The sequence below is a fragment of the Pseudochelatococcus lubricantis genome (genome assembly GCF_011762225.1).
Lineage (GTDB): Bacteria > Pseudomonadota > Alphaproteobacteria > Rhizobiales > Beijerinckiaceae > Pseudochelatococcus > Pseudochelatococcus lubricantis.
Map to the genome: position 1 here is coordinate 452,469 of NZ_JAASQI010000002.1, position 21,429 is coordinate 473,897.

Annotated in this window: 32 protein-coding genes; 31 read left to right on the plus strand and 1 reads right to left on the minus strand. The window is 63.3% G+C overall.

The annotated features are described in order from the left end of the window. Position 1: 1 nt before the first annotated feature. The 31 genes from tuf (at position 2) to FHS82_RS06160 (ending at position 20,016) form a co-directional block, all read left to right on the plus strand. Entirely contained in the window at positions 2 to 1,192 is a 1,191-nt protein-coding gene (gene tuf / locus FHS82_RS06010) for an elongation factor Tu (RefSeq protein ID WP_166949823.1), read from the plus strand. 151 nt (positions 1,193 to 1,343) lie between these two features. Next, positions 1,344 to 1,652 (plus strand): 30S ribosomal protein S10, encoded by a 309-nt coding sequence (rpsJ, locus tag FHS82_RS06015; protein ID WP_166949830.1) that lies wholly within the window; start codon positions 1,344 to 1,346, stop codon positions 1,650 to 1,652. Positions 1,653 to 1,702: 50 nt separating this feature from the next. After that, complete coding sequence (gene rplC / locus FHS82_RS06020) at positions 1,703 to 2,422, plus strand: 50S ribosomal protein L3 (RefSeq protein WP_166949832.1); 720 nt, start codon at positions 1,703 to 1,705, stop codon at positions 2,420 to 2,422. Beyond that, entirely contained in the window at positions 2,419 to 3,039 is a 621-nt protein-coding gene (rplD, locus tag FHS82_RS06025) for a 50S ribosomal protein L4 (RefSeq protein WP_166949835.1), read from the plus strand. The genes rplC and rplD overlap by 4 nt, the downstream gene beginning before the upstream one ends. Beyond that, on the plus strand, positions 3,036 to 3,332 hold the full coding sequence (locus FHS82_RS06030) for a 50S ribosomal protein L23 (protein WP_166949837.1): 297 nt from the start codon (positions 3,036 to 3,038) through the stop codon (positions 3,330 to 3,332). Before rplD ends, FHS82_RS06030 begins: the two co-directional genes overlap by 4 nt. Positions 3,333 to 3,353: 21 nt before the next feature. Continuing rightward, the gene (rplB, locus tag FHS82_RS06035) at positions 3,354 to 4,193 is read left to right on the plus strand and encodes a 50S ribosomal protein L2 (protein ID WP_166949839.1); all 840 of its coding nucleotides are present in this window, start codon (positions 3,354 to 3,356) and stop codon (positions 4,191 to 4,193) included. A gap of 10 nt (positions 4,194 to 4,203) precedes the next feature. Continuing rightward, positions 4,204 to 4,482 carry a 30S ribosomal protein S19 gene (gene rpsS / locus FHS82_RS06040; RefSeq protein WP_166949841.1) on the plus strand — a complete coding sequence of 93 codons (279 nt, stop codon included), beginning with the start codon at positions 4,204 to 4,206 and terminating at the stop codon, positions 4,480 to 4,482. Positions 4,483 to 4,485: 3 nt separating this feature from the next. Next, on the plus strand, positions 4,486 to 4,866 hold the full coding sequence (rplV, locus tag FHS82_RS06045) for a 50S ribosomal protein L22 (RefSeq protein WP_166949843.1): 381 nt from the start codon (positions 4,486 to 4,488) through the stop codon (positions 4,864 to 4,866). 10 nt (positions 4,867 to 4,876) lie between these two features. Then, a complete protein-coding gene (rpsC, locus tag FHS82_RS06050; protein ID WP_166949845.1) occupies positions 4,877 to 5,587 on the plus strand; it encodes a 30S ribosomal protein S3 in 711 nt (236 codons plus the stop codon). A 19-nt stretch (positions 5,588 to 5,606) separates the two neighbouring features. After that, a complete protein-coding gene (gene rplP / locus FHS82_RS06055; RefSeq protein ID WP_166949847.1) occupies positions 5,607 to 6,020 on the plus strand; it encodes a 50S ribosomal protein L16 in 414 nt (137 codons plus the stop codon). An 11-nt stretch (positions 6,021 to 6,031) separates the two neighbouring features. Further along, positions 6,032 to 6,247, plus strand: a complete 216-nt coding sequence (gene rpmC / locus FHS82_RS06060; protein WP_166949849.1) for a 50S ribosomal protein L29 — start codon at positions 6,032 to 6,034, stop codon at positions 6,245 to 6,247. A gap of 10 nt (positions 6,248 to 6,257) precedes the next feature. Beyond that, positions 6,258 to 6,509, plus strand: a complete 252-nt coding sequence (gene rpsQ / locus FHS82_RS06065) for a 30S ribosomal protein S17 (protein WP_166949852.1) — start codon at positions 6,258 to 6,260, stop codon at positions 6,507 to 6,509. A 107-nt stretch (positions 6,510 to 6,616) separates the two neighbouring features. After that, positions 6,617 to 6,985: a 50S ribosomal protein L14 gene (gene rplN, locus FHS82_RS06070; RefSeq protein ID WP_166949854.1), complete on the plus strand. Its 369-nt coding sequence runs from the start codon at positions 6,617 to 6,619 to the stop codon at positions 6,983 to 6,985. After that, entirely contained in the window at positions 6,985 to 7,302 is a 318-nt protein-coding gene (rplX, locus tag FHS82_RS06075) for a 50S ribosomal protein L24 (protein WP_166949856.1), read from the plus strand. Before rplN ends, rplX begins: the two co-directional genes overlap by 1 nt. After that, the gene (gene rplE, locus FHS82_RS06080) at positions 7,295 to 7,873 is read left to right on the plus strand and encodes a 50S ribosomal protein L5 (RefSeq protein WP_166949858.1); all 579 of its coding nucleotides are present in this window, start codon (positions 7,295 to 7,297) and stop codon (positions 7,871 to 7,873) included. The genes rplX and rplE overlap by 8 nt, the downstream gene beginning before the upstream one ends. A 40-nt stretch (positions 7,874 to 7,913) precedes the next feature. Further along, a complete protein-coding gene (gene rpsN, locus FHS82_RS06085; RefSeq protein WP_166949860.1) occupies positions 7,914 to 8,219 on the plus strand; it encodes a 30S ribosomal protein S14 in 306 nt (101 codons plus the stop codon). 14 nt (positions 8,220 to 8,233) lie between these two features. Continuing rightward, on the plus strand, positions 8,234 to 8,632 hold the full coding sequence (rpsH, locus tag FHS82_RS06090) for a 30S ribosomal protein S8 (protein ID WP_166949862.1): 399 nt from the start codon (positions 8,234 to 8,236) through the stop codon (positions 8,630 to 8,632). Between the two features lie 65 nt (positions 8,633 to 8,697). After that, complete coding sequence (rplF, locus tag FHS82_RS06095; RefSeq protein WP_166949864.1) at positions 8,698 to 9,231, plus strand: 50S ribosomal protein L6; 534 nt, start codon at positions 8,698 to 8,700, stop codon at positions 9,229 to 9,231. 12 nt (positions 9,232 to 9,243) lie between these two features. Further along, positions 9,244 to 9,606, plus strand: coding sequence for a 50S ribosomal protein L18 (rplR, locus tag FHS82_RS06100; protein ID WP_166949866.1), 363 nt, complete (start codon positions 9,244 to 9,246; stop codon positions 9,604 to 9,606). Between the two features lie 86 nt (positions 9,607 to 9,692). Further along, positions 9,693 to 10,274: a 30S ribosomal protein S5 gene (gene rpsE, locus FHS82_RS06105; protein WP_166949868.1), complete on the plus strand. Its 582-nt coding sequence runs from the start codon at positions 9,693 to 9,695 to the stop codon at positions 10,272 to 10,274. Positions 10,275 to 10,285: 11 nt separating this feature from the next. Beyond that, the gene (rpmD, locus tag FHS82_RS06110) at positions 10,286 to 10,501 is read left to right on the plus strand and encodes a 50S ribosomal protein L30 (RefSeq protein WP_166949870.1); all 216 of its coding nucleotides are present in this window, start codon (positions 10,286 to 10,288) and stop codon (positions 10,499 to 10,501) included. A 10-nt stretch (positions 10,502 to 10,511) separates the two neighbouring features. Further along, positions 10,512 to 11,006, plus strand: a complete 495-nt coding sequence (rplO, locus tag FHS82_RS06115) for a 50S ribosomal protein L15 (protein ID WP_166949872.1) — start codon at positions 10,512 to 10,514, stop codon at positions 11,004 to 11,006. A gap of 112 nt (positions 11,007 to 11,118) precedes the next feature. Further along, positions 11,119 to 12,456 (plus strand): preprotein translocase subunit SecY, encoded by a 1,338-nt coding sequence (gene secY / locus FHS82_RS06120; RefSeq protein WP_166949874.1) that lies wholly within the window; start codon positions 11,119 to 11,121, stop codon positions 12,454 to 12,456. After that, a complete protein-coding gene (locus FHS82_RS06125; RefSeq protein WP_166949876.1) occupies positions 12,453 to 13,049 on the plus strand; it encodes an adenylate kinase in 597 nt (198 codons plus the stop codon). The genes secY and FHS82_RS06125 overlap by 4 nt, the downstream gene beginning before the upstream one ends. 151 nt (positions 13,050 to 13,200) lie before the next feature. Further along, positions 13,201 to 13,569: a 30S ribosomal protein S13 gene (rpsM, locus tag FHS82_RS06130; protein ID WP_166949878.1), complete on the plus strand. Its 369-nt coding sequence runs from the start codon at positions 13,201 to 13,203 to the stop codon at positions 13,567 to 13,569. A gap of 124 nt (positions 13,570 to 13,693) precedes the next feature. Beyond that, positions 13,694 to 14,083, plus strand: coding sequence for a 30S ribosomal protein S11 (gene rpsK, locus FHS82_RS06135; RefSeq protein WP_166949880.1), 390 nt, complete (start codon positions 13,694 to 13,696; stop codon positions 14,081 to 14,083). A gap of 85 nt (positions 14,084 to 14,168) precedes the next feature. Then, positions 14,169 to 15,215, plus strand: a complete 1,047-nt coding sequence (locus FHS82_RS06140) for a DNA-directed RNA polymerase subunit alpha (protein WP_208394133.1) — start codon at positions 14,169 to 14,171, stop codon at positions 15,213 to 15,215. 153 nt (positions 15,216 to 15,368) lie between these two features. Next, complete coding sequence (rplQ, locus tag FHS82_RS06145; RefSeq protein WP_166949884.1) at positions 15,369 to 15,785, plus strand: 50S ribosomal protein L17; 417 nt, start codon at positions 15,369 to 15,371, stop codon at positions 15,783 to 15,785. A gap of 146 nt (positions 15,786 to 15,931) precedes the next feature. Then, the gene (locus FHS82_RS06150) at positions 15,932 to 17,347 is read left to right on the plus strand and encodes a DegQ family serine endoprotease (RefSeq protein WP_166949886.1); all 1,416 of its coding nucleotides are present in this window, start codon (positions 15,932 to 15,934) and stop codon (positions 17,345 to 17,347) included. A gap of 79 nt (positions 17,348 to 17,426) precedes the next feature. Beyond that, positions 17,427 to 18,740: a replication-associated recombination protein A gene (locus FHS82_RS06155; RefSeq protein WP_166949888.1), complete on the plus strand. Its 1,314-nt coding sequence runs from the start codon at positions 17,427 to 17,429 to the stop codon at positions 18,738 to 18,740. Positions 18,741 to 18,807: 67 nt separating this feature from the next. Further along, complete coding sequence (locus FHS82_RS06160; RefSeq protein WP_246225109.1) at positions 18,808 to 20,016, plus strand: RluA family pseudouridine synthase; 1,209 nt, start codon at positions 18,808 to 18,810, stop codon at positions 20,014 to 20,016. A gap of 15 nt (positions 20,017 to 20,031) precedes the next feature. On the opposite strand, the gene metC is transcribed toward FHS82_RS06160, so the two are convergent. Continuing rightward, positions 20,032 to 21,225, minus strand: a complete 1,194-nt coding sequence (gene metC, locus FHS82_RS06165) for a cystathionine beta-lyase (protein WP_166949890.1) — start codon at positions 21,223 to 21,225, stop codon at positions 20,032 to 20,034. Between the last annotated feature and the right edge of the window lie 204 nt (positions 21,226 to 21,429).

The window sequence follows — 21,429 nt, forward strand, 5'->3', positions numbered from 1 at the left end:
GATGGCGAAGGAAAAGTTTGAGCGGACGAAGCCGCATTGTAACATCGGTACGATCGGCCACGTTGACCACGGCAAGACGTCGCTGACAGCAGCGATCACGAAGGTTCTTGCGGAAGTTGGCGGCGCTTCGTTCACGGCGTACGACCAGATCGACAAGGCGCCTGAAGAGAAGGCGCGTGGTATCACGATCTCGACGTCGCACGTTGAATACGAGACGGCGAACCGTCACTACGCGCACGTTGACTGCCCCGGCCACGCTGACTACGTGAAGAACATGATCACGGGCGCGGCACAGATGGATGGCGCGATCCTCGTGGTGTCTTCGGCTGACGGCCCGATGCCTCAGACGCGCGAGCACATCCTGCTTGCGCGTCAGGTTGGTGTTCCGGCGCTTGTTGTGTTCATGAACAAGGTTGACCAGGTCGACGATCCTGAACTGCTCGAGCTCGTTGAGCTGGAGATCCGCGAACTTCTGTCGAAGTACGAGTTCCCCGGCGACGACATCCCTGTGGTCAAGGGCTCTGCGCTTGCTGCGCTTGAGGACACGAACCGTGAAATCGGGCACGACGCGATCGTCAAGCTGATGGAAGCGGTCGATGCGTATATCCCGCAGCCTGAGCGTCCGGTTGACCAGCCGTTCCTGATGCCTGTTGAGGACGTCTTCTCGATCTCGGGCCGCGGCACGGTCGTGACGGGCCGCGTTGAGCGCGGGATTGTCAAGGTAGGCGAGGAAGTCGAGATCGTTGGCATCCGCCCGACGGTTAAGACGACTGTGACGGGCGTCGAGATGTTCCGCAAGCTTCTTGATCAGGGGCAGGCTGGCGACAACATCGGCGCGCTGCTTCGCGGGACGAAGCGCGAGGACGTTGAACGCGGTCAGGTTCTTGCGAAGCCGGGTTCTGTGAAGCCGCACACGAAGTTCAAGGCAGAAGCCTACATCCTGACGAAGGAAGAGGGCGGGCGGCACACGCCGTTCTTCGGGAACTACCGTCCGCAGTTTTACTTCCGGACGACGGACGTGACGGGTATCGTGCACCTTCCTGAAGGAACTGAAATGGTGATGCCTGGGGATAACATCTCCATGGAAGTGCACCTGATCGTTCCGATCGCGATGGAAGAGAAGCTTCGCTTCGCTATCCGCGAAGGTGGCCGTACCGTCGGCGCCGGCGTCGTCGCCGAAATCATCGAGTGATTTGTTTGCCGTGGATGCTGGCCTGACGGCCTGCGTCCGTCAATAGAGCTGTTCGCAGTTCTAAACCTTTTGTTAATGCATCAAATTTTCCGGAAAGTAAGTATACTTTCCGGTTTGATGCTCTAGCCGGGATCGGCCTGAGGTTTCTGTCATGACTGGTCAGAATATCCGCATTCGCCTGAAGGCGTTCGATCATCGCGTGCTGGATGCGTCCACGCTCGAGATCGTTTCGACCGCGAAAAGGACGGGTGCGAAGGTGCGGGGTCCGATCCCGCTGCCTACTCGTATCAAGAAGTTTACTGTGAACCGTTCGCCGCACATCGACAAGAAGTCGCGCGAACAGTTCGAGATGCGCACTCACCTGCGCGTTCTCGACATCGTTGAACCCACACCGCAGACGGTCGACGCGCTGATGAAGCTCGATCTGGCTGCTGGTGTTGACGTGGAAATCAGGCTCTGACTTTCCCGGCGGGGAAGGTCAGGCTCAGGAACGCCCTGGAGGATATGCTCATGCGCTCCGGCGTCATCGCACAAAAGGTCGGGATGACTCGCATTTTTACTGATGCGGGTGAGCATATCCCGGTGACTGTTCTGAAGGTGGACAACTGTCAGGTTGTCGCGCACCGGACGGTCGAAAAGAACGGTTACACCGCGCTGCAGGTCGGCGTCGGTCTGGCCAAGGTCAAGAATGTCTCGAAGGCTGAGCGCGGCCATTACGCCATCGCCCAGGTCGAGCCGAAGAAGAAGCTTGCGGAGTTCCGCGTCGATCCGGGTCAGGAAATTCCGGTCGGTGCGGAAATCACGGTCGATCACTTTGTTCCCGGCCAGTTCGTGGACGTGACAGGTGTGAGCACCGGTAAGGGTTTCGCGGGCGGCATGAAGCGGTGGAACTTCGGCGGGTTGCGGGCCACACACGGCGTGTCGGTCTCGCACCGTTCGATCGGTTCGACCGGCGGCCGTCAGGACCCGGGCAAGACCTTCAAGAACAAGAAGATGCCGGGCCACCTCGGTGTCGAGCGCGTGACCACGCAGAACCTGCGTGTCGTCCAGACGGACGTCGAGCGCGGCCTCATTCTGGTGGAAGGCGCAGTGCCGGGAGTTGCCGGTGGCTGGATCACGGTTCGCGATGCTGTGAAGCGCGTGCTTCCCAAGGAAGCACCGCAGCCGGGCAGCTTCCGGGAGCGTCAGGCTGGGACGGCGGCTGCGGAAGAGCAGGAGAGCGCGGAATGAAGCTCGACGTGACTACGCTCGACGGCGGCAATGCCGGCGCGATCGAGCTTGATGAAGCCATCTTCGGCCTGGAGCCGCGTGCTGATCTCATCCAGCGTTACGTGCGTTGGCAGCTTGCCGCGCGCCAGGCTGGCACGCACAAGTCGCTTGGCCGGTCGGAAATCGCCCGCACGGGCAAGAAAGTCTACCGCCAGAAGGGCACCGGCGGCGCGCGTCACGGCTCTGCCCGCGCGCCGCAGTACCGCGGTGGCGGCAAGGCCTTTGGACCGGTGGTGCGCAGCCATGCGCATGACCTGCCCAAGAAGGTGCGCCAGCTCGCGCTCAAGCATGCGCTGTCCGCCAAGGCTCGCGCTCAGACGCTGATCGTCCTCGACGACGCACGCGCGGTGGAGCCGAAGACCAAGGCGCTGAAGGAGCAGTTCGGCAAGCTCGGACTGTCGAACGCTCTCGTGATCGGCGGAACGGAGATCGATACGAATTTCCGTCTCGCTGCCCGTAACATTCCGAACGTGGATGTCCTGCCTGTGCAGGGCATCAACGTCTATGACATCCTGCGGCGGGACACGCTTGTTCTGACGAAGGCCGCCGTGGACGCGCTGGAGGCGCGCTTCAAATGAGTATTGACCCGCGCCACTATGATGTGATCGTCGGCCCTGTCATCACCGAAAAGGCCACCAACCTTTCGGAACAGAACAAGGTCGTGTTCAAAGTCGCCAAGACGGCGACGAAGCCGCAGATCAAGACGGCCGTCGAGAAGCTGTTCGACGTCAAGGTCGAGAGCGTGAACACGCTCGTGACCAAGGGCAAGACGAAGCGCTTCAAGGGCGTTCTGGGTCAGCGGTCCGACGTCAAGAAAGCTGTCGTGACTCTTGCAGAGGGTCATAACATCGATGTGACGACAGGCCTGTGAAGCTGGTGAAGGAGTGAACCGATGGCTTTGAAGCATTTCAAACCGGTTACGCCGAGCCAGCGCCAGCTGGTGATCGTCGACCGGACCGGGCTGCACCGCGGCGCGCCGGAGAAGGCGTTGACCGTGGGCCTGCCCAGCAAGGGCGGGCGTAACAACAACGGACGTATCACGGTGCGTTTCCGTGGCGGCGGGCACAAGCGCAGCTACCGTATCGTCGACTTCAAGCGTCGTGAACGGCTGGGCGAGGTCGCGACCGTCGAGCGTATCGAGTACGATCCGAACCGCAGCGCGTTTATCGCGTTGCTGGCGTTTCCGGATGGCGGCAAGTCCTACATCCTCGCGCCGCAGCGTCTGAACGCCGGCGATTCGGTGACCTCGGGCGAGCAGGCCGACATCAAGCCCGGCAATGCCCTGCCTCTGGCGAGCATTCCGGTCGGTACGATCGTGCACAACGTCGAACTGAAGATCGGCAAGGGCGGCACGATCGCCCGCTCGGCGGGCGCCTATGCGCAGATCGTGGGTCGCGACCAGGGTTATGTGATCCTGCGTCTCAACTCGGGCGAGCAGCGTCTCGTTCATGGCCAGTGCTTTGCGACCGTCGGTGCGGTCTCGAACCCTGACCATTCGAACACCAACAAGGGTAAGGCCGGCCGTTCGCGTTGGCTGGGTCGCCGGCCGCACAACCGCGGTGTGACGATGAACCCGATCGACCATCCGCACGGCGGTGGTGAAGGGCGTACGTCGGGTGGTCGTCATCCGGTCACGCCGTGGGGCAAGCCGACGAAGGGTAAGAAGACCCGTTCCAACAAGCGAACGGATACCTTCATTGTCTCCAGCCGCCACACGAAGAAGAAGAGGTAAGGGGCGCGCAATGGCACGTTCTACTTGGAAAGGTCCGTTCGTTGACGGCTATGTCCTCAAGAAGGCCGAGGCCGCGCGTGCTTCCGGCCGTTCGGAGGTGATCAAGATCTGGAGCCGTCGCTCCACGATCCTGCCTCACTTCGTAGGATTGACGTTCGGCGTCTATAACGGTCAGAAGCACATTCCGGTTGCGGTCTCCGAGGAGATGGTCGGTCACAAGTTCGGCGAATTCTCGCCGACGCGGACTTTCCACGGGCACGCGGCCGACAAGAAAGCGAAGAGGAGATAAGCCATGGGTAAGGCATCTGCTCCCCGCGCGCTGAAGGACAATGAAGCGAAGGCGGTGGCGCGCAACCTGCGCGTCTCGCCCCAGAAGCTCAATCTGGTTGCGCAGCTGATCCGCGGCAAGCGGGTGGAGAGGGCTCTGGCCGATCTCCAGTTCAGCCGCAAGCGTATCGCCGTCGACGTCCGCAAGGCGCTCGAGAGCGCTATCGCCAATGCCGAGAACAACCACGACCTCGATGTGGACGATCTGGTCGTCGCCGAGGCCTTCGTTGGCAAGGGTCTTGTCATGAAGCGGTTCCACGCACGTGCCCGCGGTCGCGGCGCGCGTATTGAAAAGCCGTTCTCGCACCTGACGATCGTGGTGCGCGAAGTCGCTGCAGAGGCTTGAGGAGGAGACGATGGGTCAGAAGGTCAATCCGGTCGGCCTGCGTCTCGGTATCAACCGGACGTGGGACTCCCGCTGGTTCGCAGGCAAGGGCGAGTACGGCCGCCTGCTGCATGAGGATATCGCGATCCGCGAGGCGCTGCTGAAGCAGCTCAAGCAGGCGGCGGTGTCGCGTATCGTTATCGAGCGTCCGCACCGCAAGGCGCGAGTGACGATCTACTCGGCGCGTCCGGGTGTCGTCATCGGCAAGAAGGGCGCCGACATCGAGAAGCTGCGCAAGACGGTTTCGAAGCTGACGAGCGCCGAAGTGAGCATCAACATCGTCGAGGTGCGCAAGCCCGAGACCGATGCGACTCTCGTTGCGGATTCGATCGCTCAGCAGCTTGAGCGGCGTGTGGCATTTCGTCGCGCCATGAAGCGCGCGGTGCAGTCGGCGATCCGTCTGGGCGCCGAAGGCATTCGTATCAACTGCTCGGGACGCCTCGGCGGCGCCGAGATCGCGCGTCTCGAATGGTATCGTGAAGGCCGGGTGCCGTTGCACACCTTGCGCGCTGACATCGATTATGGTACAGCCACCGCCTTCACGACATACGGTACGTGCGGAATCAAGGTCTGGATCTTCAAGGGCGAGATCCTGGAACACGACCCCTCGGCCCAGGACAAGCGGCTGGCGGAAGAGAGTGGCGGTCAGCGCTCTCACGGCCGTCGCGATTCTGCGGCTTGAGGAGCGGGAGTAAGGATAAATGCTTCAGCCCAAGAGGACGAAGTTTCGTAAGCAGTTCAAGGGCCGTATTCACGGAGAGGCCAAGGGCGGCACCGATCTGAATTTCGGTGAGTTCGGTCTCAAGGCTCTTGAACCCGAGCGGGTGACGGCGCGTCAGATCGAAGCCGCCCGCCGTGCCATTACGCGCCAGATGAAGCGTCAGGGCCGCGTGTGGATTCGCGTTTTCCCGGATGTTCCGGTTTCGGACAAGCCGGCGGAAGTGCGCATGGGTAAAGGTAAGGGCTCGCCCGATTACTGGGCGTGCCGTGTCAAGCCGGGTCGCGTGATGTTCGAGCTGGCTGGTGTCAACGAGGAGATCGCCCGTGAGGCGCTTCGCCTCGGCGCCGCCAAGCTGCCGATCAAGACGCGGTTCGTTCAGCGTATCGCCGAGTAAGGGAGGGCGACATGACATCGAAGCAGAGGCTCTCCGACCTCAAGGCATTGTCGGTGGACCAGCTTCAGGATGAGCTTGTGAAGCTCAAGAAGGAGCAGTTCAACCTGCGTTTTCAGCGCGCCACCGGGCAGCTCGAGAACACGGGTCGCGTGAGGGAAGTGCGTCGCGATATCGCGCGCGTGAAGACGTTCCAGCAGGCGAAGCTCGCCGGTGCGGCTAAGGCTTGAGGAGACGGCGGTGCCGAAACGTATTTTGCAGGGCGTTGTCGTTAGCGACAAGCAGGACAAGACGGTCGTGGTCAAGGTGGAGCGTCGTTTCACGCATCCGCTGCTGAAGAAGACTGTCCGGCGGACGAAGAACTACCACGCGCACGACGAGGCGAACCAGTTCAAGGTCGGCGACACGGTATGGATTGAGGAATCCCGTCCGCTGTCGCGGCTGAAGTCGTGGGTGGTTGTGCAGGAATCGCAAAGCGGTTCCGGGGCGTAAGTCAAGTTCATCAACAAGGCGAGGGGACCGCAAGATCCCCGTCAGGCGCAGTCCCAGAGGCATTGTCCCTTGGGGAAACCGTCTGAGACAGAGAAAGGATCTGTGCCATGATCCAGATGCAAACCAATCTCGACGTTGCCGACAACTCCGGCGCGCGTCGCGTCATGTGCATCAAGGTACTGGGTGGCGCGAAGCGCAAGTATGCCGGTGTCGGCGATATCATCGTCGTGTCCGTGAAAGAGGCCATTCCGCGCGGTCGCGTGAAGAAGGGCGACGTGATGAAGGCCGTCGTGGTGCGCACGGCGAAGGATATCCGCCGCGCTGACGGTTCGGTCATCCGTTTCGACAACAATGCGGCGGTGCTGATCAACAACCAGAAGGAACCGGTCGGCACACGTATCTTCGGGCCGGTTCCGCGCGAGCTGCGCGCCAAGAACCACATGAAGATCATTTCGCTTGCTCCCGAGGTGCTGTGATGGCCGCGAAGATCAAGAAGGGCGACAAGGTCGTCGTACTCGCGGGCCGCGACAAGGGTCAGGCCGGCGAGGTTCTGCGCGTGCTTCCCGAAGAGGGGCGCGCGATCGTTCGTGGCGTCAACATCGTCAAGCGTCACACGCGCCAGTCGGCGACGAGCGAGGGCGGCATCATCTCCAAGGAGGCGCCGCTTCATCTGTCCAATCTGGCCGTGGCTGACCCCAAGGACGGCAAGCCGACGCGCGTTGGATTCAGGATTCTGGAAGACGGGCGCAAGGTTCGCTTTGCCAAGCGTTCGGGGGATGTGATCGATGTCTGAGGCAGCTACCGTTGATCTGGGCGCGAATTACGTTCCGCGCCTGCGCAAGCATTACGACGAGGTCGTGCGGGCGAAGCTGATCGAGGAGTTCGGCTACGAGAACCCCCTCCAGGTCCCGGTGATCGAGAAGGTCGTCATCAATATGGGCGTTGGCGAGTCCGTCAACGACTCCAAGAAGGCGTCCGTCGCGGCTGGGGATCTGGCGCTCATCGCCGGTCAGAAGCCGGTCATCACCCGGGCCCGCAAGGCAATCGCGACGTTCAAGCTGCGCGAGAACATGCCGATCGGCGCAAAAGTGACGCTCCGCAAGGCCCGCATGTACGAGTTCCTTGACCGTCTCGTGACCGTGGCGCTGCCGCGGGTGCGCGACTTCCGTGGCCTCAATCCGAAGTCGTTTGACGGCCGCGGCAACTACGCGATGGGGCTGAAGGAGCATCTTGTGTTTCCGGAAATCGACTACGACAAGGTCGACCAGCCGTGGGGCATGGATATCATCGTCGTGACGACGGCGCGCACGGATGCCGAGGCCCGCGCGCTGCTGAAGCACTTCAACTTCCCGTTCCGGCAGTGAGAGCGTTCGCTCTCAGACGCGGACACCGGAGACAAGACATATGGCAAAGAAGAGTTCAATCGAAAAGAACAAGCGGCGCGCTGCGCTGGTGAAGCGCTATGCCGCCAAGCGCGAGGCGCTGCTTGCGATCGCCAACGACGAGGCGCTGCCCATCGAGGAGCGTTTCGAGGCGCGCCTCAAGCTTGCAGAGCTGCCGCGCAACTCGAGCCCGACGCGCATCCGCAATCGGTGCGAGGTCACGGGGCGTCCGCGCGCGTATTACCGCAAGCTGCGCATGTCGCGTATTGCATTGCGGGAACTGGGGTCGCAGGGCCTCATCCCCGGTCTTGTTAAGTCGAGCTGGTAAGGAGGTCGATTAAGATGGCGATCAACGATCCGCTTGGCGATCTGCTCACCCGTATCCGCAACGCGCAGCTGCGCCGCCGCGGTAAGGTCACGACGCCCGGCTCCAAGCTGCGCGCGCGCGTGCTTGAGGTTCTGCAGGCAGAAGGTTACATTCGCGGTTTCTCGTCGACGGAGTACGGCAACGGCCGCACCGAGTTTGAGGTGGAACTGAAGTATTTCGACGGCGAACCGGTCATCCGCTCCATCCAGCGCGTGTCAAAGCCTGGCCGGCGCGTCTACGCATCGGTCGACAAGCTGCCGCGTGTCGCCGATGGCCTTGGTGTCGTTATTCTTTCGACACCAAAGGGGGTCATGGCTGACCATACGGCGCGTGAGGCCAACGTGGGCGGCGAAGTGCTCTGCCAGGTGTTCTGAGGCCTGCTGTGCAGGGTCTTTGAATTATTTGTCAGGCATGTCAGTGGGAGCCACGGGAGGCCATTATGTCTCGTATTGGTAAAAAGCCGGTGACTATCCCGGCAGGTGTGACGGCGACCGTGAACGGTCAGGCTGTCAAGGTGAAGGGCACGAAGGGCGAACTGTCCTTCGTTGTTCCGGATGAGGTCAGCGTCGAGCTGAAGGACGGGGCGATTAAGGTCGACCCGCGTGACGATACGAAGAAGTCGCGCTCGCTGTGGGGCATGTCGCGTTCGCGCGTTGCCAATCTCGTGCAGGGCGTCACGCAGGGCTTCGAGAAGAAACTCGAAATCAATGGCGTGGGTTACAAGGCGGCGGTGCAGGGCAAGATCCTGAAGCTGTCGCTCGGTTTCAGCCATGACGTTGACTTCGAGATTCCTGCGGGCATCCTGATCGCGACGCCGAAGCCGACGGAAATCGTCATCACTGGCATCGACGCGCAGCGCGTCGGCCAGACGGCGGCGGAAATTCGCGAGTATCGCCGTCCCGAGCCCTACAAGGGCAAGGGCGTGAAATACGCGAACGAGTTCATCTTCCGCAAGGAAGGCAAGAAGAAGTAAGGAAGCGCAGCGATGGCTGAATATATCAGTTCCACGGAGCGCCGGAAGGCGCGGGTCCGTCGCGCGCTCCGTGCGGCGGCAAACGGTCGGGCACGTCTGTCCGTTCACCGTTCCTCCAAGCAGATTTACGCGCAGATCATTGATGACACGCATGGCCGTACTCTGGCTCAGGCGTCTTCACTCGAAAAGGACCTGCGCGAGAAGCTCAAGACTGGCGCCGACATTGAGGCGGCGAAGGTCGTCGGCAAGCTCATTGCAGAGCGTGCGATTGCGGCGGGCGTCAAGGAAGTCGTGTTCGACCGTGGTGCCTTCATCTATCACGGCCGCATCAAGGCTCTCGCCGATGCGGCGCGCGAGGGTGGTCTCGACTTCTGATCGGCCGCCTGCGTCCGGTCAGAAGTTTCGGCGGATTGAATTAATCATGCGAGCGGGGGCCGCCGCCCCGCGTCAGTGAGACTGTTATGGCAAGAGAACGTCAGCAGCAGCGCGACCGTGAAGAGCGCGACAGCGAATTCACGGACAAGCTGGTCCATATCAACCGCGTTGCCAAGGTGGTGAAGGGCGGTCGTCGTTTCGGCTTCGCCGCGCTCGTCGTCATCGGCGACCAGAAGGGCCGGGTCGGTTTCGGCCACGGCAAGGCGCGTGAAGTGCCGGAAGCGATTCGCAAGGCCACCGAGTCGGCCAAGCGCGCGCTGGTGCGTGTGCCGCTCAAGGAAGGCCGCACGCTGCATCACGATGTCGCAGGCCGTTGGGGCGCCGGGCGCGTCGTTCTGCGCGCTGCACCTCCCGGCACGGGTATCATCGCCGGCGGCCCGATGCGCGCCGTGTTCGAGACGCTCGGCGTCGCGGATGTGGTGGCGAAGTCCATTGGCTCGTCCAATCCCTACAACCTGGTCCGCGCCACGTTCGATGCGCTGAAGCGTGAGGATAGCCCGCGCTCTGTCGCCGCCCGCCGTGGCCTGAAGGTGTCGACCCTGCAGTCGCGTCGCCGCGATGCGACCGAAGGCGAGACGTTCGGTGCCGACGCGGCTGGCGCCGAGTAAGGGGGTGGATGATGACGAATAACACTTCCGGCAAGACGCTGATCGTCGAGCAGACGGGTAGCCCCATCCGGCGTCCCGCCGCCCAGCGCCAAACGCTGATCGGTCTTGGGCTGAACAAGCTTCGCCGCCGCTCCGAACTGGAGGATACGCCGGCGGTCCGCGGTATGATCGAGAAGGTCAAGCACCTCGTGCGCGTCGTTTCGGACGCTTCCGAAAGCGGCAAGTGAGGAGGGCGCAATGGTCAAGCTGAACGAAATTTCGGACAATCCGGGTGCCGTCAAGGAGCGTACGCGCGTCGGGCGCGGCATCGGTTCCGGCAAGGGCAAGACGGGCGGACGCGGCGTCAAGGGTCAGAAGTCCCGCTCCGGTGTCGCCATCAAGGGCTTCGAGGGTGGCCAGATGCCCATCCATCGCCGCCTGCCGAAGCGCGGCTTCAACAACATCTTCGCGCTGCACTTCAACGAGGTGAACATCGGCCGCATTCAGGAGGCCATCGAGGCCGGCAAGCTGGATGCGGCGCAGGTCGTCACCAACGAAGTGCTGCTCGCGGCCGGTGTTGTCAGCAAGCTGCGGGACGGCGTGCGCATCCTCGGCCAGGGCGAGCTGAAGGCGAAGGTGTTGTTCGAGGTCGCTGGCGCATCGAAGTCTGCGGTTGCGGCGATCGAGAAGGCCGGCGGATCGGTGACGATTTTTGCCGCCGCTGCTGCGCCGTCGCAGGTGGCGGAAGCGTAAGATCGCGCTATATATGGGAACGGGGCAGTGGCGACACGGGGAGCGATCTCTGGCTGTCGCCATTGTCGTGTGATGGCCCTGTGCGGAATGTATACCCGAGGATTTGACAGCCATGGCATCGGCAGCTGAACAGCTTGCGGCAAATCTCAATTTCGGTGCCTTCACCAAGGCCGAGGAACTCAAGAAGCGCATCTGGTTCACGCTCGGCGCGCTGATCATCTACCGACTGGGCACCTATATTCCGCTTCCCGGCATCAACCCGCAGGCGCTGTCGGACATCTTCCAGCAGACGCAGGGCGGGGTGCTTGGCCTGTTCAACATGTTCTCCGGCGGCGCGGTCGGCCGTATGGCGATCTTCGCGCTCAACATCATGCCGTACATCTCGGCCTCGATCATCGTTCAGCTCCTGACGAGCGTGCTGCCGTCGCTGGAGGCGCTGAAGAAGGAGGGCGAGGCGGGCCGGAAGGTCATCAACCAGTACACCCGGTACCTGACGGTGGTGCTGGCGATATTCCAGGCATGGGGTATTGCCTTCGGTCTTGAAAGCTCGGGCGGCATCGTGCTTGATCCGGGGCTGTTCTTCCGCATCTCGACGGTGATCACGCTGGTCGGTGGCACGATGTTCCTGATGTGGCTCGGCGAGCAGATCACGTCGCGCGGCATCGGCAACGGCACGTCGCTCATCATCTTCGCCGGTATCGTGGCCGAACTGCCGCGCGCGATCGGCGGGACGCTGGAACTCGGGCGGCAAGGCGCGCTGTCGACGGGTATCATTCTGGGCGTCATCGTGATGGCGATCGTCGTGATCGCGTTCATCGTGTTCATGGAGCGCGCGCAGCGGCGCCTGCTGATCAACTATCCCAAGCGCCAGGTCGGTAACCGGCTTTACGAGGGGCAGACATCGTTCCTGCCTCTCAAGCTCAACACCGCAGGCGTCATTCCGCCGATCTTCGCCTCCTCGCTGTTGCTGCTGCCAACGACTATCGCGAGTTTCTCGCAGGCGGGCGGAAACACGGGCGTTCTCGGCACGCTGGCATCGTATCTGGCGCACGGCCGGCCGCTCTATATGGTGCTCTATGTCGCGCTGATCGTCTTTTTCGCTTTCTTTTACACGGCGATCGTCTTCAATCCGACGGAGACGGCGGATAATCTCAAGAAGCACGGCGGCTTCATTCCCGGCATTCGGCCAGGCGAGCGCACTGCGGACTATATCGACTATGTGCTGACTCGCATTACCGTGGTCGGTGCTGCGTATATTGCCTTGATCTGCCTGTTACCGGAAGTTCTGATTTCCTATGCATCTCTTCCGTTCTATTTTGGCGGCACGTCATTGCTGATCGTCGTCAGCGTGACGATGGACACCGTCGCGCAGGTGCATGGGCATCTCATGGCCCACCAGTACGAGGGGCTGGTCAAGAAGGCTAAATTGAAGGGGGCGAGAAGAAGATGAGACTGATTTTTTTGGGGCCGCCCGGCGCGGGGAAGGGGACGCAGGCGAAGCGCCTGGTCGAGAAGTACAACATTCCCCAGCTTTCCACAGGTGACATGTTGCGCGCGGCCGTGGCGGCGGGAACGCCCGTCGGCCTGAAGGCCAAGGCGGTGATGGAGGCGGGACAGCTTGTCTCCGACGACATCGTTGTCGGCATCATCGTCGACCGTATCGAAGAGCCCGACGCACGCAACGGCTTCATTCTGGACGGCTTTCCGCGCACTGTCGCGCAGGCCGAGGCGCTTGACGCAGCGCTTGCCGCGAAGGGGCAGAAGGTCGATCTCGCGCTTGAGCTGGTGGTTGACCACGACAAGCTTGTAGACCGAATCATCAATCGCGCCGCCGAGGCGCAGGCGCGCGGCGAGGAAGTGCGAAAGGACGACGATCCGGAAGTCTTCAAGACCCGCCTTGCCGCCTATGCGCGCGATACGGCTGTCGTCGCGCCCTACTACAAGGAGCGGGGACTCCTCGTGCAGATCGACGGGCAGCAGCCGATTGACAAGGTTTCCGCCGATATCGAAAAAGCGCTTTCGCCGCTCTTGACTAACGTTTGAAAAGTCGATAGAGGGTCTGCCTTCACTTGAATCAGATGATGGCGACCGACAGAGTCGGTTGCCGCCGTTTGACGGCCAGACGTGCAAGGGCCGGCCTCCACCGGACGCATGTCTATATTTCCGCCCGTTAGGGCGCCAGATGGAGTTGAGCGTGGCTCGTATAGCAGGTGTAAACATTCCGACCGGCAAGCGCGTGGTTATCGCGCTGCAGTACATTCACGGCATTGGCCCGAAGAAGGCGCAGGAAATCGTCGAGAAGGTGAATATCGCGCCCGAGCGTCGCGTGAATGAGTTGAGCGACGCCGAGGTGTTGCAGATCCGCGAGACCATCGACCGCGATTACGTGGTTGAGGGCGATCTGCGCCGTGAAGTGTCGATCAACATCAAACGCCTGATGGACCTCGGCTGCTATCGTGGTCTGCGTCACCGCCGCAATCTGCCGGTTCGCGGTCAGCGCACCCACACCAACGCCCGTACCCGCAAGGGCAAGGCGAAGCCGATCGCCGGCAAGAAGAAGTGATTTGTCGGGTGGCGCTGGCCGCCCCTCAGTCGCCGTGGTCTCGCGCCGCGGCGATTTCATCCGTTTCGATATAATCGTCCCGAGCGCCTGGCATCACGGGCGCGCCTGAAGGATCTGGAAGATAATGGCAAAAGAAGCAACCCGCATCCGCCGTCGCGAGCGCAAAAACATCGCCTCCGGCGTGGCCCATGTCAATGCGTCGTTCAACAACACGCTGATCACCATTACTGACGCACAGGGCAACACGATTTCGTGGTCCTCCGCCGGTGCAATGGGCTTCAAGGGTTCGCGCAAGTCCACGCCGTATGCGGCGCAGGTCGCGGCTGAGGATGCGGCGCGCAAGGCCGCCGATCATGGCATGCGCACCATCGAGGTGGAAGTGACGGGTCCGGGTTCCGGCCGCGAATCGGCGCTGCGCGCGCTGCAGGCCGCCGGCTTCACCGTGACGTCCATCCGCGATGTGACGCCCATCCCGCATAACGGTTGCCGTCCGCGCAAGCGTCGTCGTGTCTGATGCAGTTGTGTCTTTTGTACCGGCCGTGCGGTTGTGCCGTGCGGTCTTATAGTCCGCTGGCGGGGCGTTTCCATCAGGTCCCAGGCTGCGGTCGAGCACTGCGAGAGGTGCGGTCGTGATCCAGAAAAACTGGCAGGAACTCATCAAGCCCAGCAAGCTGCAGGTGGCGCCGGGCGACGATCCGCGTCGCATCGCGACTGTCGTCGCCGAGCCGCTTGAGCGCGGCTTCGGCTTGACGCTGGGGAATGCCCTGCGCCGTGTGTTGCTGTCGTCGCTTCAGGGCGCGGCGGTGCAGGCGGTCCAGATCGACGGCGTGTTGCACGAGTTTTCGTCCATTCCGGGCGTGCGCGAGGATGTCACGGATATCATCCTCAATATCAAGGCTATCGCCATCAAGATGCAGAGCGAGGGGCCGAAGCGCATCACTCTGCGCAAGCAGGGGCCTGGCGCGGTCACCGCTGGCGATATCGCGACCGTGGGCGACATCCAGATCCTCAATCCGGAGCTGGTGCTGCTGACGCTCGACGAGGGGGCGGAAATCCGCATCGAGTTCACGGTCAACACCGGCAAGGGCTATGTGCCCTCCGAGCGTAACCGGCCCGAGGATGCACCCATCGGTCTCATCGCGGTCGACAGCCTTTACAGCCCGGTGAAGAAGGTCTCGTATCGCGTGGAGAACACGCGCGAAGGCCAGATCCTGGACTATGACAAGCTGACGCTCACCGTGGAAACCAACGGTTCGATCGCGCCTGACGATGCTGTGGCCTATGCCGCCCGCATCCTGCAGGATCAGCTTGCGGTGTTCGTGAACTTCGAGGAGCCGCGCCGCGAGGAAGCCGCGGTGGCGACGCCGCAGCTTCCCTTCAACCCGGCGCTGCTCAAGAAGGTGGACGAACTCGAGCTTTCGGTACGTTCCGCCAATTGCCTCAAGAACGACAACATCGTTTACATCGGCGACCTCATCCAGAAGACCGAGGCCGAGATGCTGCGCACGCCGAACTTCGGCCGCAAGTCGCTCAATGAGATCAAGGAAGTGCTCGCGTCCATGGGCCTGCACCTTGGTATGGAAGTCTCGGGCTGGCCGCCGGACAACATCGAGGAACTCGCCAAGCGCTTCGAGGAGCATTACTGAGGCGGGTCCTGTTCCGCTTCATGATCGCCGCGCGGGTTCAAGTGACCGCGCGGCGTGATTTTTGGCGGCGTGATTTTTGTTTGCGTCAATCGGAAAAACGATAATCAGGCAACCGTACCGTGGCACGGCGGTTGCACAATCAAGGAGTCAGCCATGCGTCATGGTTTTGCCCATCGCCGTTTCAACCGTACCGTTGCGCACCGCAAGGCGATGTTCGCCAATCTTGCGGCGGCGTTGATCAAGCACGAGCAGATCGTTACCACGCTGCCGAAGGCTAAGGATCTGCGTCCTATCGTCGAGAAGCTGGTGACGCTCGGCAAGCGCGGCGATCTGCATGCGCGCCGTCAGGCTGTCGCGCAGCTTCGCGATCTCGACGTCGTGCGCAAGCTCTTCGACGTGCTCGGCCCGCGCTACAAGGACCGCAACGGCGGCTACACCCGCGTGCTCAAGGCAGGCTTCCGCTATGGCGACAATGCCGCCATCGGCGTCATCGAGTTCGTCGATCGCGATGTGAATGCCAAGGGCCAGGATTCCGGCCCGGTGCAGGGCGGAGAGGATGCGGCTGCGTAAGGCGTGGCGCGTATCTGCAGGGTAACGGGGAGGGCGGCTTCGGCTGCCCTTTTTTGTATTTGTGATGGCGTGGGGATGCGCCGATATGAAGGCGATGGCGTCTGTCGCAGCCATTCTCTTGCCGGAAAGTTGAGGGAAGGTCGGGCATGAACAGAATCGTGGCGATCGTAGTCGCGCTTGCGGCGCTTGTGGTGACCGGTCTGGGCGGAGCTGTGGCCGCCGGCGCGCAGGAACGTGTCCTGCCAAGCGGCAAGGGCGAGGTGCTGCTGTCGCTGGCGCCGGCCGTGCGGGAGATCGCGCCGTCCGTCGTCAACGTCTACGGGGCGCGGGTCGAACAGCGGCAGGCGCATCCGTTTCTGGATGATCCGTTCTTCCGCCAGTTCTTCGGTGACGGCGGCTTCGGCGTGCCGCGCGAGCGGGTGCAGAGTTCGTTGGGGTCGGGCGTCATTCTGGATGCCTCGGGCCTCGTCATCACCAATCACCATGTCATCGCCGACATGACGGAGGTGAAGGTGTCGCTGCATGACAAGCGCGAGTTTCCCGCAAAAATCGTGCTCTCCGATGAGCGCAGCGACCTTGCGGTGTTGCGCATCGAAGGCGAGGGGCCGTTCCCTGCCGCCCAGCTCGGCGATTCGGACGCGCTTGAAGTCGGCGATTTCGTGATGGCGCTCGGCAATCCGTTCGGCGTCGGCCAGACAGTGACGCAGGGCATCGTTTCCGCATTGGCGCGCACGCAGGTCGGCATCAGCGATTTCCAGTCGTTCATCCAGACGGATGCGGCGATCAATCCCGGCAATTCCGGCGGGCCGCTCGTGGACCTCAAGGGCGACGTGATCGGCATCAACACGGCGATCTTTTCACGCTCCGGCGGCAACCACGGCATCGGCTTCGCGGTGCCGTCAGCGATGGTGCGGCTGGTGCTGGATTCCGCCCGGGCGGGCGGGGGCATCGTGCGCCGCCCGTGGCTCGGCGCGCGGCTGCAGGCCGTGAGCCCGGAGATTGCGCAGGGCCTGGGGCTTGAGCGCCCGGCGGGCGCGCTGGTGGCCGCAGTGGAGGAGAATAGCCCGGCGGCTCAGGCGGGGCTGAAGCCCGGAGACGTGATCACGGAGGTCTCCGGCCATGGCGTGGACGATCCGGAAGGCTTCGGATATCGTTTTTCGTCGCGGCCGCTGTCGGGCGAGGTGGCGTTCGGCGTGCTGCGCGCGGGCAAGGCGTTGACGCTGAAGGTCGCACTGATGCGCGCGCCGGAGCAGCCGCCGCGCGATCCCGTCACGGCGGGTGAGCGGCCGCTGTCGCCTTTCGCGGGGGCGACGGTCGTCAATCTTTCGCCGGCGGTGGCGGAGGAGTTGTCCGTCAATCAGTCGGACAAGGGCGTGGTGATCCTCGATCCCGGTTCTTCCGCCCGCTATGGCTTCCGTCGGGGCGACATTCTGGTCAGCGTGAATGAACGCAAGATCGCCAATACGCGCGATTTCGACAGCGTCTGGCGCATCCTGCCGCGATACTGGCGCATCGTCGTCAACCGGCAGGGGCGGATATTGCGCACCGAACTGCAGGGCTGACCGGCGGCGGCCATTCATTCCGGCGGACGCCGGTGCTATCGTGCCGGATGCCATTCCGGCCGCGAGTTGTCGAAACATCATGTCCAACCTGTTTTCCCATGCCGGCCTTGAACAGAGCGCGCCGCGCCCGCTCGCCGACAGGCTGCGCCCGACCCGTCTTGCGGACGTCGTCGGGCAGGAACACCTGACGGGGCCGGACGGGGCGCTGACGCGCCTGCTGCGCTCGGGCTCGATCGGCAGCCTGATCTTCTGGGGGCCGCCCGGCACCGGCAAGACGACGGTGGCGCGGCTTCTCGCGGGTGAAACCAACCTCGTCTTCGTGCAGATGTCGGCGATCTTCTCCGGTGTCGCCGATCTCAAGAAGGCGTTCGAGGCGGCGCGGGCGCGGCGCGAGAACGGGCAGGGCACGCTGCTGTTCGTCGATGAAATCCACCGGTTCAACCGCGCGCAGCTCGATGCCTTCCTGCCGGTGATGGAGGACGGCACCATCACCCTTGTGGGCGCGACGACGGAGAATCCGTCCTTCGCGCTGAATGCGGCGCTGCTGTCGCGGGCGCGGGTGATGACGTTCCATTCGCTCGACGAGGCGGCGATTCTCGCGCTGCTGGCGCGGGCGGAAAAGGAGGAAGGACGCCCGCTGCCGCTCGACGAGGAGGCGCGGCTGTCACTTGCCCGCATGGCCGATGGCGACGGACGGGCGGCGCTGACGCTGGCCGAGGAAATCTGGCGCACGGCGGGCGATGGCGAGGTGTTCTCGGCCGCGCAGCTTCAGGAGGTGGTGCAGCGGCGCGCGCCGATCTACGACAAGGCGCAGGACGGGCACTACAACCTGATCTCCGCCCTGCACAAGACCGTGCGCGGCTCCGACCCCGACGCGGCGCTGTATTATTTCGCGCGCATGCTGGATGCGGGAGAGGACCCACTTTATCTGGCGCGGCGCATGGTGCGGATGGCGGTGGAGGACATCGGGCTCGCCGATCCGCAGGCGCTGCTCGTCGCCAATGCGGCCAAGGACGCCTATGACTTTCTGGGCTCGCCGGAAGGGGAACTGGCGCTGGCGCAGGCGATCATCTATCTGGCGACGGCGCCGAAGTCGAATGCCGCCTACACGGCCTACAAAAAGGCGCGCAAGGTAGCGAAGGAGAGCGGTTCCCCGATGCCGCCCAAGGTGATATTGAATGCGCCGACGAAATTCATGCAGTCGGAAGGTTACGGTGCGGGCTATGCCTATGACCATGACGAGCCGGATGCATTCTCGGGGCAGGACTATTGGCCGGAGGCCATCGGCCGCAAGACATTCTACGAGCCGGTGGAACGTGGTTTCGAGCGCGAGATCCGCAAGCGTCTGAGCTGGTGGGAGAAACTGCGTGCGGAACGGCGGGGCGAGGGGTGATGGCGTATTCTGCCGTTTCGGTGTTCCTGGGGCTCATGATCGGGCTCGTCATGGTGCGGAGCTTTTCATGAGCGTGTTTCGCGGAAATCGCAGGCCGGGCAAGCCGGCAATCGGCGCCGAGGCCGGCAGGCCGGTGCGGACGGCGCGTCCAGCCAAGCCTTTCGGTAGCACGAAGCCTGCCGGAAGCAGCAGGCCGGCGGCGGTGAAGCCGGCGGGCAGGGCTGTTGCAGCCGTCCCGACGAAGGCGGAGCAGAAGGCGGAGGCAAGCGCCGCGCTCGCCACGGGAGTGCAGACGCTGACCGTCTCCGCCGACGAGGCCGATATGCGGCTTGACCGCTTTCTGACCGCCCGTTTCCCGCAGCTGCCGTTTACGCATATCCAGCGGATCGTGCGCAAGGGCGAGTTGCGTGTGGACGGCAAGCGTGCGAAACCGAACGAACGCCTTCTGGAAGGGCAGACCGTGCGCGTGCCGCCGCTGAAGATAGATGATCGCCCGGCGGCACCGCGCAGCCTGAAACACGGCGGCGACGACCTCGCCTTCCTCAAGTCGATCACGCTTTATGAGGACAAGGATCTGCTCGTGCTCAACAAGCCGATGGGGCTTGCGGTACAGGGCGGCTCCGGCACGACGCGCCACGTCGACGGCATGCTGGAGGCGATGCGCGATAAGGAGGGGCAGAAGCCGCGCCTCGTCCACCGCCTCGACAAGGACACTGCTGGCTGCCTCGTCATCGCCAAGACGCGCTTTGCCGCGACGGCGTTGGCGAAGAGCTTCCGTTCGCGCTCGGCGCGCAAGGTCTACTGGGCGCTGGTGGTCGGGGTGCCGCGCGTCAAGCAGGGGCGCATCTCGACCTATCTCGCGCGTGAGGAGGTGTCCGGCGGCGATGCGCGCATGGCCGTGGCGCAGCACGGCGACGAGGGCGCAAGCCACGCCGTGACCTATTATGCCCTCGTCGACAACGTGGCGCAGAAGCTCGCCTGGCTGTCGTTGAAGCCGGTGACCGGGCGCACGCACCAGTTGCGCGCGCACACCGCGCACATCGGGCATCCGATCATCGGCGATCCCAAATATTTCAACGTCGAGAACTGGGAACTGCCGGGCGGCATCCAGAAGAAGCTGCATCTGCTGGCGCGGCGTATCGTCATTCCCCATCCGCGCACCGGCAAGCCGCTCGACATCACTGCCCCGCTGCCGCCGCACATGCAGCAGTCGTGGAACCTGCTCGGTTTCGATGCCGGGCGCTTCGATCCGATCGTCGAGGCGCCCGACGAATGATCCGGCAGGCCGTGTCTACACGGCCGCCGCCGCGTTGAGGCGCTCGAACCCCTTTTCGAGATCGCTCCGGAGGTCGCGCACGTCCTCAAGGCCTATCTGCAGGCGGATGGTCGGCCCCTCGGGCTCCCACTTCGTCGCCGTGCGGTAAGGGGCGGCGTCGAACGGGATGGCGAGGCTCTCGAATCCGCCCCAGGAATAGCCCAGTCCGAAGAAGGAGAGGTGGTCGAGAAAGGCCTCTACGGCCTTGAACGGCACCGGCTTGAGCACGATCGAGAACAGGCCCGTCGCGCCGAGGAAATCGCGTTTCCACAGTGCATGGCCGGGATGGCTTTCGAGCGCGGGATAAAGCACGCGCGAGACTTCGGGGCGCGTCTCCAGCCAGCGCGCGATCTCCAGCGCCGACTGCTGATGCGCCGCGAGGCGCACGCCAAGCGTGCGCAGGCCGCGCAACGCCAGATAGACGTCGTCCGGACCGACGGTGAGGCCGGTGTCGCCATGGGTCTTGATGAGGGCGCGCCAGTGCCGCGCATTGGCGGAGACGGTGCCGAACATCACATCCGAATGGCCGGAGAGATACTTGGTGCCGGACCAGATCGAGATATCGACGCCGCGCGCGTGGGCGGGGAAAAAGAGAGGCGTCGCCCAGGTGTTGTCGAGCAGCACGACGATGTCGCGCGCGTGGGCGGCCTCGGCGATGGCCGGAATATCCTGCACCTCGAAGGTGAGCGAGCCGGGTGATTCCGTCAGCACGGCGCGGGTCTCCGGCCGGAAGAGGCGGGCGATGTCCGCGCCGATCAGCGGGTCGTAATAGCTGACCTCGACGCCGAAGCGGGTGAGCACGCTGTCGCAAAAGGCGCGGATCGGATCGTAGGCCGAATCGGTGACGAGCAGGTGGTCGCCCGCCTTGAGGCAGGAAAGCAATGCCGTCGAGACGGCGGACAGGCCGGACGGACACAGCACGACGCCCGCCCCACCCTCCAGGGCGCCGACCGCCTCGCGCAGCGCCGTCATGGTGGGCGAGCCGCGCCGGCCGTAGGCGTAGCGGTTGGTGTGCTCGACGAGATCGCGCGTCGTGGGATGCAGCACTGTGGAGCCATGGTAGACGGGCGGATTGACGAAGCCGAATGCCTCGTCCGCATGACGCCCCGCCACGGCGAGCCGCGTGCCGTCGTGCAATCTGGCGATATCTTCGGGTGAAAGTTTGTGCATAGGACCGGACAACCCCGCATTATTGACGAGCAGGGAGTGACTGTGACGCGAGGCGCCGCCCGTTGCAAGTTCTCGTTTTCCTTCAGGATTTCGTCGCCGTCCACCCGTTCGCGGCGGGCTGGAGAGTGCCCGCAATCTCTTCTTGACCCGCGAGGGGAATTAGATTGAGATATGCAACATACGCATTATTCCTGAAATTCGCAT

Coding starts and splice junctions, on each gene's coding strand:
- rplN (WP_166949854.1), top strand. CDS start 6,617: ATGATCCAGATGCAAACCAATCTCGACGTTGCCGACAACTCCGGCGCG.
- FHS82_RS06150 (WP_166949886.1), top strand. CDS start 15,932: ATGAACAGAATCGTGGCGATCGTAGTCGCGCTTGCGGCGCTTGTGGTG.
- rpmC (WP_166949849.1), top strand. CDS start 6,032: ATGACATCGAAGCAGAGGCTCTCCGACCTCAAGGCATTGTCGGTGGAC.
- rpmD (WP_166949870.1), top strand. CDS start 10,286: ATGACGAATAACACTTCCGGCAAGACGCTGATCGTCGAGCAGACGGGT.
- rpsH (WP_166949862.1), top strand. CDS start 8,234: ATGGCGATCAACGATCCGCTTGGCGATCTGCTCACCCGTATCCGCAAC.
- rplC (WP_166949832.1), top strand. CDS start 1,703: ATGCGCTCCGGCGTCATCGCACAAAAGGTCGGGATGACTCGCATTTTT.
- rplQ (WP_166949884.1), top strand. CDS start 15,369: ATGCGTCATGGTTTTGCCCATCGCCGTTTCAACCGTACCGTTGCGCAC.
- FHS82_RS06125 (WP_166949876.1), top strand. CDS start 12,453: ATGAGACTGATTTTTTTGGGGCCGCCCGGCGCGGGGAAGGGGACGCAG.
- rpsS (WP_166949841.1), top strand. CDS start 4,204: ATGGCACGTTCTACTTGGAAAGGTCCGTTCGTTGACGGCTATGTCCTC.
- rplF (WP_166949864.1), top strand. CDS start 8,698: ATGTCTCGTATTGGTAAAAAGCCGGTGACTATCCCGGCAGGTGTGACG.
- metC (WP_166949890.1), bottom strand. CDS start 21,225: ATGCACAAACTTTCACCCGAAGATATCGCCAGATTGCACGACGGCACG.
- rpsC (WP_166949845.1), top strand. CDS start 4,877: ATGGGTCAGAAGGTCAATCCGGTCGGCCTGCGTCTCGGTATCAACCGG.
- FHS82_RS06155 (WP_166949888.1), top strand. CDS start 17,427: ATGTCCAACCTGTTTTCCCATGCCGGCCTTGAACAGAGCGCGCCGCGC.
- secY (WP_166949874.1), top strand. CDS start 11,119: ATGGCATCGGCAGCTGAACAGCTTGCGGCAAATCTCAATTTCGGTGCC.
- rplR (WP_166949866.1), top strand. CDS start 9,244: ATGGCTGAATATATCAGTTCCACGGAGCGCCGGAAGGCGCGGGTCCGT.
- rpsN (WP_166949860.1), top strand. CDS start 7,914: ATGGCAAAGAAGAGTTCAATCGAAAAGAACAAGCGGCGCGCTGCGCTG.
- rplV (WP_166949843.1), top strand. CDS start 4,486: ATGGGTAAGGCATCTGCTCCCCGCGCGCTGAAGGACAATGAAGCGAAG.
- rplD (WP_166949835.1), top strand. CDS start 2,419: ATGAAGCTCGACGTGACTACGCTCGACGGCGGCAATGCCGGCGCGATC.
- rpsJ (WP_166949830.1), top strand. CDS start 1,344: ATGACTGGTCAGAATATCCGCATTCGCCTGAAGGCGTTCGATCATCGC.
- rplX (WP_166949856.1), top strand. CDS start 6,985: ATGGCCGCGAAGATCAAGAAGGGCGACAAGGTCGTCGTACTCGCGGGC.
- FHS82_RS06160 (WP_246225109.1), top strand. CDS start 18,808: ATGAGCGTGTTTCGCGGAAATCGCAGGCCGGGCAAGCCGGCAATCGGC.
- rpsK (WP_166949880.1), top strand. CDS start 13,694: ATGGCAAAAGAAGCAACCCGCATCCGCCGTCGCGAGCGCAAAAACATC.
- rplP (WP_166949847.1), top strand. CDS start 5,607: ATGCTTCAGCCCAAGAGGACGAAGTTTCGTAAGCAGTTCAAGGGCCGT.
- rplE (WP_166949858.1), top strand. CDS start 7,295: ATGTCTGAGGCAGCTACCGTTGATCTGGGCGCGAATTACGTTCCGCGC.
- rplB (WP_166949839.1), top strand. CDS start 3,354: ATGGCTTTGAAGCATTTCAAACCGGTTACGCCGAGCCAGCGCCAGCTG.
- rpsE (WP_166949868.1), top strand. CDS start 9,693: ATGGCAAGAGAACGTCAGCAGCAGCGCGACCGTGAAGAGCGCGACAGC.
- tuf (WP_166949823.1), top strand. CDS start 2: ATGGCGAAGGAAAAGTTTGAGCGGACGAAGCCGCATTGTAACATCGGT.
- rplO (WP_166949872.1), top strand. CDS start 10,512: ATGGTCAAGCTGAACGAAATTTCGGACAATCCGGGTGCCGTCAAGGAG.
- FHS82_RS06030 (WP_166949837.1), top strand. CDS start 3,036: ATGAGTATTGACCCGCGCCACTATGATGTGATCGTCGGCCCTGTCATC.